This is a genomic window from Oceanobacillus sp. MO10714A (assembly GCF_037072045.1).
Taxonomy (GTDB): Bacteria; Bacillota; Bacilli; order Bacillales; family Amphibacillaceae; genus Oceanobacillus; species Oceanobacillus indicireducens.
Map to the genome: position 1 here is coordinate 1 of NZ_JAXHDC010000079.1, position 7,559 is coordinate 7,559.

Below are 7,559 nucleotides of genomic sequence, written 5' to 3' on the forward strand. Positions count from 1 at the left end.
TTATTAGTAAACTCGTTCTAATCTCGTATTTATTATTGTTTACTTTAACTTATTTGAACACGGCAACAGGGGCTGTTTTTACGGAAAGTTATACAGTAGTCAGTAACATCCATGCAGAGGCCGAGGAAGAAGTTATTGTGGAAGAAAATGAATCTGAAGAAGAAAAAGACATGGAAGAAGAGCAACGAATAGGGGAAGTAAAAGAAAAAATCCAAAAGAAGTGACAGATAAAACATCAAAAGCAGTGGAACCGAAAGAAGCGCTCGAAGAAACAGAACAAAATTCTCAGCCGGAAGTGGAGGAAGAATCCGTTAACCCGGAAGAGGACGAGAAAGAGGAGGAAGGAGCAAGTGAAAATGAAGACGGTATTTAAATGGCTGAATCGTATTGTTTCCACGATACTCATCGCTTTATTAGTAGCTGTAGCTGGATTAGTCATCGTGACGAAACTACAAGGTGGTACGCCAGAGGTCGCAGGATTCCAACTAAAGACAGTATTATCTGGTTCGATGGAGCCGGAAATCCAAACAGATTCCGTTATTGCTGTTAAGACACTTCAAGAACAGGAGAAGAATGATCTCAAAGTTGGCGATGTCATTACCTTTATGGAAAAAGAAAATAAACTCGTCACGCACCGCATTATCGAAGTGAAACAAACTGTGGATGGTTCACTGTATACAACGAAAGGGGATAACAATAATGGACCGGACAGAGAAGCAGTTCTTGCTGCCAATGTTGTCGCAAGTTATGAAGGTTTTACCGTTCCATATATCGGTTATATCGCCTCCTTTGCCCAATCGCCCAATGGTGCGCTAGCATTTTTAGTCCTTCCCGGTATTTTAATGGTTGGTTATTCGCTCATTACAATTACACTTGCAATTAGAAGAATCGATATGCAGGAAGAAAGTGAGCATGCTGACGCAAAATAATCGGCAGATAAACACAGAAGTAGGAAGGTGTATATGAAACGACGGAGATTATATATTCATCTTCCTGTCGTATTCCTGCTGATTTTATGTTTCGTGAGTTTTGATGTGAATACAGTTAGCGGGAAGACGGCCAAGGAAGAAATAATGATTGAACGTTACCCGGACGAAGCAATATATCAACTGGAGAATATGAAGCCAGGCGACATTGCCTACCGAACTCTTACCATTAAAAATAATAACAAGCGAGATCTTTTTTACACGATGGAGCTGAATAATGTTGGGGACCCAGCTTTATATAATGGGTTATTGTTGCGGATTATGTATTTGGACGAAGTTGTCTTTTACGGGAAACTGAAAGATTATGAGGGAGTAGTTGATCGACCGCTTACAGCTCAGACGGAAGAAATCATTAAGTTTGATTTAAAGTTCCCGGAAGAACTAGGGAATGAATATCAAGGTTTAACCGCAGCTTTCCGTTTTGAATTTACAGCAAGGACTGCAGATGATGAAAGTTTGATATCTACTATAACTAAAGGAGAGGGCGATTCTTTATCCAACCCCGGTAAAGGGATTGGCTCCGTTTTACCGAAAACGGCGACCTATATATTTACTTACTTGTTTATTGGTTTTCTCCTACTTATTATAGGTGCTCTGATAAGCTACCTGAATGAAAGAAAAAGACGCTTGGAAGCATGAAGCAAGTTCCAACATTTTCTGGCGCTATTACGTTTCCCGAATAAGAAAAGTCGACAAATGAAGTCAAATTATTCAATCAATTATATAGTATAATAGACATAGTAAGGAACCAACAGTTTACAGTTCATCTGTCCTACTAATGGGGCGAACGAAGTGATACTACAAAAAGGATTGATTTATACGGGAGGCGGCAAGGTGCAGAAAACGGAAAAAACTGTGAAGGTGGATTTAGAGTGGGTCGGATTAATCTTACAGGCGAAAGAGATCGGATTGAAGAAAGAAGAGGTGCGTTTTTTCCTTGAAGAACAAAAGGAAATTATTAAAACAATAAACAAAGGATAGAAGGCTCACCTATTATATGATATAATTCGAGTGAAAGTAGGTGAGTGGGTTTGCTTGGTGAACGAATTAAAACATTCAGAACAGAACAAAAAATGTCCATATCAGAATTAGCAGAAAAAGCTGGGGTAGCCAAATCATATTTGAGTTCGATTGAACGGAATAAGCAAACAAACCCATCCATTCAATTTATTGAGAAAGTCAGTGAAGCTTTAGGAGTTTCTGTCAATGAACTTCTCTATAATAGTGATGAAGTCGAAATTAAAGATCTGGACCGGGAATGGCTTGAAATTGTGTTGGAAGCAATGCAATCAGGAGTTTCCAAGAAACAATTTAAAGAATATCTCGAGTTTAATAAATGGAGAAAAGAACAAGAGTCAGAGTAGTCGCCTCATTTTTCTCTACATTAACCCAAGAAAATCTGCAAACCATGGTATCTTCCTATACTATGGTTTTTTACTGCATGGAATACGATAAAATAAATAAGCTCTAGAAAACTGAAGTTGCCAAGAGTAGCCAAGTTCGCTCTGCGCCTAGTAAAGCCCAAGTGAATTACTGCTTGCTGCTTTGCGAGGAATGTTTCTTCACCGAGTATGTTTGCAGCACGACGAGTGAGAAAATATGAAACTTCACACTCCCAGTCCCGCGAAACTTACGGTAAGGGAACTTCCACCTTTGTTACATTGTGAATAGATTGGAGAGTTTTCCGATTGGATAAAAAATATTTGTATTGGCTGCTTCCCGTTCTTTGGATGGGCATGATCTTCTATTCTTCCGCTACACCATATGAACAGCAGGATATGAAACCATTTTTAGGTGAATCTGTGAACTTGGAGTTTCTCGAACCATTGGTAAATGAGGTGCGGTTTACATATAACGGATCCGTTGTAAGCATCGAAACTCATGGTGTAGAGGGGATTGTAGAATTCTTCATTCGAAAAGGTGCCCATGTATTTGTTTTTCTCTTCCTTACTTGTTTGTTTAAGATTGCACTTGCTAGGACAACGAGTTTGCGATTTAAAATCCAATTATTACTTGCCTTTTTACTAACCGTTGCATATGCTATTATGGATGAAATTCATCAGGGGTTCACCCCGAACCGTACACCATATATTGGGGATGTTTTCCTTGACAGCATGGGTGGTTTAATTGCTGTGGTTCTCCTAACTATCATTCGTAAAAGGAGCCTGTCCAAATAGCTTTTAATAAGCTTTCCCTAAGATATCTCATAAAAATTGCGAAAAAAGATGAAAATCTATGAAAAAAGTTGTATAATGTCCTATATGAAAAGTTAAAAAAACCCAAAGCTAGTACGTAAGCTATAACATTGATTCACCAACCTCTAGAGAAAGCTTACAATGACAACTGTTACAACGCTAGACTTCAAAAACACTAGAATTGAAAGCAATGAAAAGGCGGGAATAGAGTTATGGGTGAGCAAGAGCGGTACAAGAATATGTTAAGAAAAATAATCGACGAAACTGAAAATGAAAAGATTCAAACGTCTGAAGAATTAATTCGCACATTAATAAATGAACTTACAACAAATATTGGTGTGAAATCTCAACATCCTTTAGTCAAGTAAAGAAAAAAAGCTGCATTCTAATAAATGAATGGAGCTTTTTTGTTTTTAATAGAAAATTATTCTGTTGTGCTTTCAACATCGATTTCTAGATATTTTTCATCTGTAAAGTGGATATCTGCCTGGTCATTTGTTAAATCTATCATCCAATCTTTGAAATTATCCTTTTCCCCAGCTTCGACATAAACGATAAATTCAACATTCTCCAGATAATTTATCGTTTCGAGAACATGATCAGATTGTCTTAGCACATTTTCCAATTTACCGAGCAGACCGTAGTCGACCGTAACGGACACGCCTTGCATCAATACTCGTTTTACAATTCCCGTCGTTTTAATTGCTTGGCTTGTCGTATTGCCGTATGCGCGGATCAGACCTCCTGCACCGAGCTTAATCCCTCCAAAGTAGCGGGTCACGACTACTGCAGTATCTTTCAGATTCTGTTTCTTCAATACTTCCAGCATGGGTATTCCGGCAGTCCCGCTTGGCTCTCCATCGTCATTTGCTTTTTGAATTTCATTATTTTCTCCGATCATATAGCAAGAGCAGTTATGGGTAGCATCGTAATGCTTCTTCTTAATTTCCTGGATGAACGATTGAGCTTCTTCTTCCGTTTCGACACGACGTATATAGCCGATAAATCGGGATTTCTGAATGATTATTTCGTCCTGTCCTTCTTGTTTTACGGTAAAATAGTGTGATAGCATTGAATCACTCCTTATAATCTTCTTTGGGCAATCTTATCCCTGTATAGAGTACTTCATATCGGTAGATAATATTAGGTAAAAAGTTCTGAAAACGTGGAAGTAGGGAATAGACCCTATGAAAAATGAAATGTATCGCGTATATTATAACATACAGGGTGGTGGTAACGATGTTGATCAAAAATAGTGAAAAAGCAATTGATCAGGTCATCGATGAAATGATTCGTGTAGTCAAGAGTAGTAAGAATGAAATTTTTAATATTAGTGAACAGGCTCGTCACGAATATGATACCCTAAAAAAAGAACTGGAGGAAACGAAAAGACTTATAATAGAGTACATAGAAGAAGGCGATCGCTTGGAAATCGACATGCGGGCTTCTCGGAAGCGTCTAGCAGAGGTAAGTAAAGATTTCGTTCGCTACACGGAAAATGATATTCATCAGGCCTACAAGGATACCCATCAATTACAAGCACAGATGACGGTGTACAGGGAGAAAGAAGCAGACTTAAGAAAAAAACGCGACGATATCGAGCGCCGACTCGTTAATCTATATGATACAATTAATAAAGCGGAAGGGATTACAAGCAAGATTTCGGTGGTCGAACAATATCTTGCAGATGATTTCTTCCAGGTTAATGAGCTGATTGAAACTGCAAAAGAAAAACAGGCATTCGGTCTGAAAATCATTGAAGCGCAGGAAGAAGAGCGTAGAAGATTATCCCGTGAGATCCACGATGGTCCGGCCCAGATGCTTGCAAACATTCTGCTCCGTTCGGAAATTATCGAGCGGGTATTGCATGAGAATTCCGTTAAGGCGGCAATAGATGAGCTTCAAAGTGTACGAAAAATGATCCGTTCATCACTCTATGAGGTAAGAAAAATAATTTATGATTTACGTCCGATGGCACTTGACGATTTAGGACTGATACCGACAATCCGGAAATATATTGCAAATCTTATTGACTTCCACCAAATTGACATCGACTTTGTCTTTTTAGGGGAAGAAAAGCGTCTGAATGATAAATATGAAGTTGCTTTATTCCGGTTAATGCAGGAGTCTGTTCAAAACGCAATTAAACATGCCAATCCGACACTTATTCAAGTGAAATTACAAATTCAGAAAAAGAATATCATCATGATTATTAAAGATAATGGAAAAGGGTTCGATGTAAATATAAAGAACGAGAATTCTTTTGGTCTTGTTGGCATGAAGGAACGTGTGGACATGTTGGGCGGAGAATTAGACATTAGTTCAAAACAAAATGAAGGAACGACTGTCATCATACGCGTTCCTGACGCAGCAGAATAAGACACCGAAGTATTCACGAATAAAACAAATCGACAATTAAATGATTTTTGGGAGGAAGTACAGATGGTAAATGACAATATAATTAAGATTGTACTAATCGATGATCATAAGTTATTTCGTGAAGGAGTGAAGCGGATTTTAGAATTTGAATCATCCTTTGAAGTAATCGCAGAAGGAGATGACGGTACAGAAGCGGCAAAGCTTGTTAAAGAAAATAATCCAGATGTTGTCTTGATGGACATCAACATGCCGAATATTAATGGAATTGAAGCCACAGCTGACTTAGTCCGTTATTTCCCAGAAACGAAAGTCATCATCTTATCCATTCACGATGATGAAGCTTATGTTACCCATGCATTAAAAACTGGTGCACAGGGGTATCTTTTAAAGGAAATGGATTCTGATTCTTTAATCGAAGCGATCCGTGTAGTTAGTGAAGGCGGCTCTTACTTACATCCAAAAGTTACCCATAATTTAGTAAAAGAGTATCGTCGTCTTGCTACGGATAGCGTTGCAGCAGGTGCTGGTGATAAAGTTGTTGAATACCGTAAACCACTTCATTTGCTTACGAAGCGTGAATGTCAAGTACTCCAACTGCTTGCTGATGGTAAGAGTAACCGTGCAGTCGCAGAAACTTTATATATAAGTGAAAAGACAGTAAAGAACCATGTTAGTAATATCCTGCAGAAAATGAATGTTAACGACCGAACCCAAGCCGTCGTAACGGCAATTAAAAAAGGCTGGGTAGAGGTATTGTAAAGCTTAGGCTATCGCTAGCAATATTAGACACCTACGAGATATTTTTATGGTTTTCATATATAACCTAAAAAACCCTTGTTAAAACGAGGGTTTTTTATTTGGGAAATTATGTTGATGTTTAATGAATTTTTTCCGATTTTCATGTAAAATATAGGTCATACATTTGGGATTATAGAATACATACTTTAAAATAAAAATAGTGAAATGAAGGAGAAGGTAAACGATGAAAATTGCTGTCATGACAGATAGTACAGCTTATATTCCGGCGAAAATTCGTGAAGAACTAAACATTCATATGGTACCATTGAGCGTCGTATTTGATGATACATCTTACCGTGAGGAAATTGATATTACAACAGAAGAATTTTATGAGAAACTAAAAAGTTATAAAGAACTGCCGACAACATCCCAGCCCTCCATCGGCTATATCGCGGAGAAGCTTGAACAGCTTGCTGAGGATTATGATGCTGTTATTTCCGTACATCTATCCAGCGGAATCAGCGGGACGTACCAGGCTGTTTTAAGTGCTGGTGAAATGGTTGAAGGCATTGATTTGTATGCTTATGATTCAGAAGCAAGTTGTTTTGTCCAAGCTTTTTATGTTTACGAAGCCGTGAAGCTTAGCAAGGAAAATAAAACACCGGAAGAAATTATTGTCCGCCTGGATGAAATGAAACAATCGATGCGTGCTTATTTTATGGTCGATGATTTAACGAACTTGACTCGGGGTGGACGACTTTCAAATGCTCAAGCTATTGTCGGAAGCTTACTGCAAGTTAAACCAGTGCTTCACTTTGTAGATAAATTAATTGTCCCATTTGAAAAGATCCGCACCCGTAAGAAAGCGGTGAACCGCCTTATTGGCATGCTTGAAGCAGAAGCGGAAAAAGGGAAAGACTTGAAGGTAAGCTTCATTCATGCGAATGACGAGGAAGCAGCTCTAGCATTGGAAAAAGATTTCAAACAAAAATATCCAAATATCGAAACGTCCATTTCCTACTTCGGACCAGTTATCGGTACTCACCTCGGCGAAAAAGCGATCGGAGTCGGCTGGTACGAGAAATAAGAAGTAGGTTAGCAGCTTTATGCGCAATCCAAAAAAACAGTCTTTTACGGCTGTTTTTTAATGTAGTAAGAAACTATAAAATAAGAATGCTGTGATAACTTAGGTATCCAGGGCTAGCCACGTCCGGCTCCAGCGCCCAGCAACTAGCAAACTTCACACTCCTCCAATCGATAA

The 7,559-nt window shown here is 38.6% G+C and carries 12 protein-coding genes; 11 read left to right on the forward strand and 1 reads right to left on the reverse strand.

The window, feature by feature from the left end; translation table 11 throughout:
* The 8 genes from SPD53_RS19105 to SPD53_RS19140 all read left to right on the forward strand — a co-directional run.
* The coding region (locus SPD53_RS19105) for a hypothetical protein (RefSeq protein WP_336253502.1) at positions 1-224 on the forward strand (224 nt) is incomplete at its 5' end.
* The gene (locus SPD53_RS19110; RefSeq protein WP_336253503.1) at positions 221-373 is read left to right on the forward strand and encodes a hypothetical protein; all 153 of its coding nucleotides are present in this window, start codon (positions 221-223) and stop codon (positions 371-373) included. The genes SPD53_RS19105 and SPD53_RS19110, both read left to right, overlap by 4 nt.
* Entirely contained in the window at positions 357-929 is a 573-nt protein-coding gene (gene sipW, locus SPD53_RS19115; protein WP_336253508.1) for a signal peptidase I SipW, read from the forward strand. Before SPD53_RS19110 ends, sipW begins: the two co-directional genes overlap by 17 nt.
* 33 nt (positions 930-962) lie before the next feature.
* On the forward strand, positions 963-1,625 hold the full coding sequence (locus SPD53_RS19120) for a hypothetical protein (RefSeq protein ID WP_336253504.1): 663 nt from the start codon (positions 963-965) through the stop codon (positions 1,623-1,625).
* Between the two features lie 195 nt (positions 1,626-1,820).
* Positions 1,821-1,967, forward strand: coding sequence for an anti-repressor SinI family protein (locus tag SPD53_RS19125; protein WP_229782573.1), 147 nt, complete (start codon positions 1,821-1,823; stop codon positions 1,965-1,967).
* Between the two features lie 50 nt (positions 1,968-2,017).
* Positions 2,018-2,350 (forward strand): helix-turn-helix domain-containing protein, encoded by a 333-nt coding sequence (locus SPD53_RS19130; protein WP_156855621.1) that lies wholly within the window; start codon positions 2,018-2,020, stop codon positions 2,348-2,350.
* Positions 2,351-2,674: 324 nt separating this feature from the next.
* The gene (locus SPD53_RS19135) at positions 2,675-3,163 is read left to right on the forward strand and encodes a VanZ family protein (protein ID WP_336253505.1); all 489 of its coding nucleotides are present in this window, start codon (positions 2,675-2,677) and stop codon (positions 3,161-3,163) included.
* 230 nt (positions 3,164-3,393) lie between these two features.
* Entirely contained in the window at positions 3,394-3,549 is a 156-nt protein-coding gene (locus SPD53_RS19140) for a hypothetical protein (protein ID WP_188856294.1), read from the forward strand.
* A gap of 56 nt (positions 3,550-3,605) precedes the next feature.
* Here SPD53_RS19140 and SPD53_RS19145 read toward each other — a convergent pair whose 3' ends face one another.
* Positions 3,606-4,253, reverse strand: coding sequence for a YigZ family protein (locus SPD53_RS19145; protein WP_336253506.1), 648 nt, complete (start codon positions 4,251-4,253; stop codon positions 3,606-3,608).
* Positions 4,254-4,420: 167 nt separating this feature from the next.
* Between SPD53_RS19145 and SPD53_RS19150 the strand changes: the two genes are divergently transcribed.
* The 3 genes from SPD53_RS19150 (at position 4,421) to SPD53_RS19160 (ending at position 7,385) form a co-directional block, all read left to right on the forward strand.
* Positions 4,421-5,560: a sensor histidine kinase gene (locus SPD53_RS19150; RefSeq protein WP_188856295.1), complete on the forward strand. Its 1,140-nt coding sequence runs from the start codon at positions 4,421-4,423 to the stop codon at positions 5,558-5,560.
* A 63-nt stretch (positions 5,561-5,623) separates the two neighbouring features.
* Entirely contained in the window at positions 5,624-6,319 is a 696-nt protein-coding gene (locus SPD53_RS19155; protein WP_188856296.1) for a response regulator, read from the forward strand.
* A gap of 223 nt (positions 6,320-6,542) precedes the next feature.
* Positions 6,543-7,385, forward strand: a complete 843-nt coding sequence (locus SPD53_RS19160) for a DegV family protein (RefSeq protein ID WP_336253507.1) — start codon at positions 6,543-6,545, stop codon at positions 7,383-7,385.
* Positions 7,386-7,559: the final 174 nt, after the last annotated feature.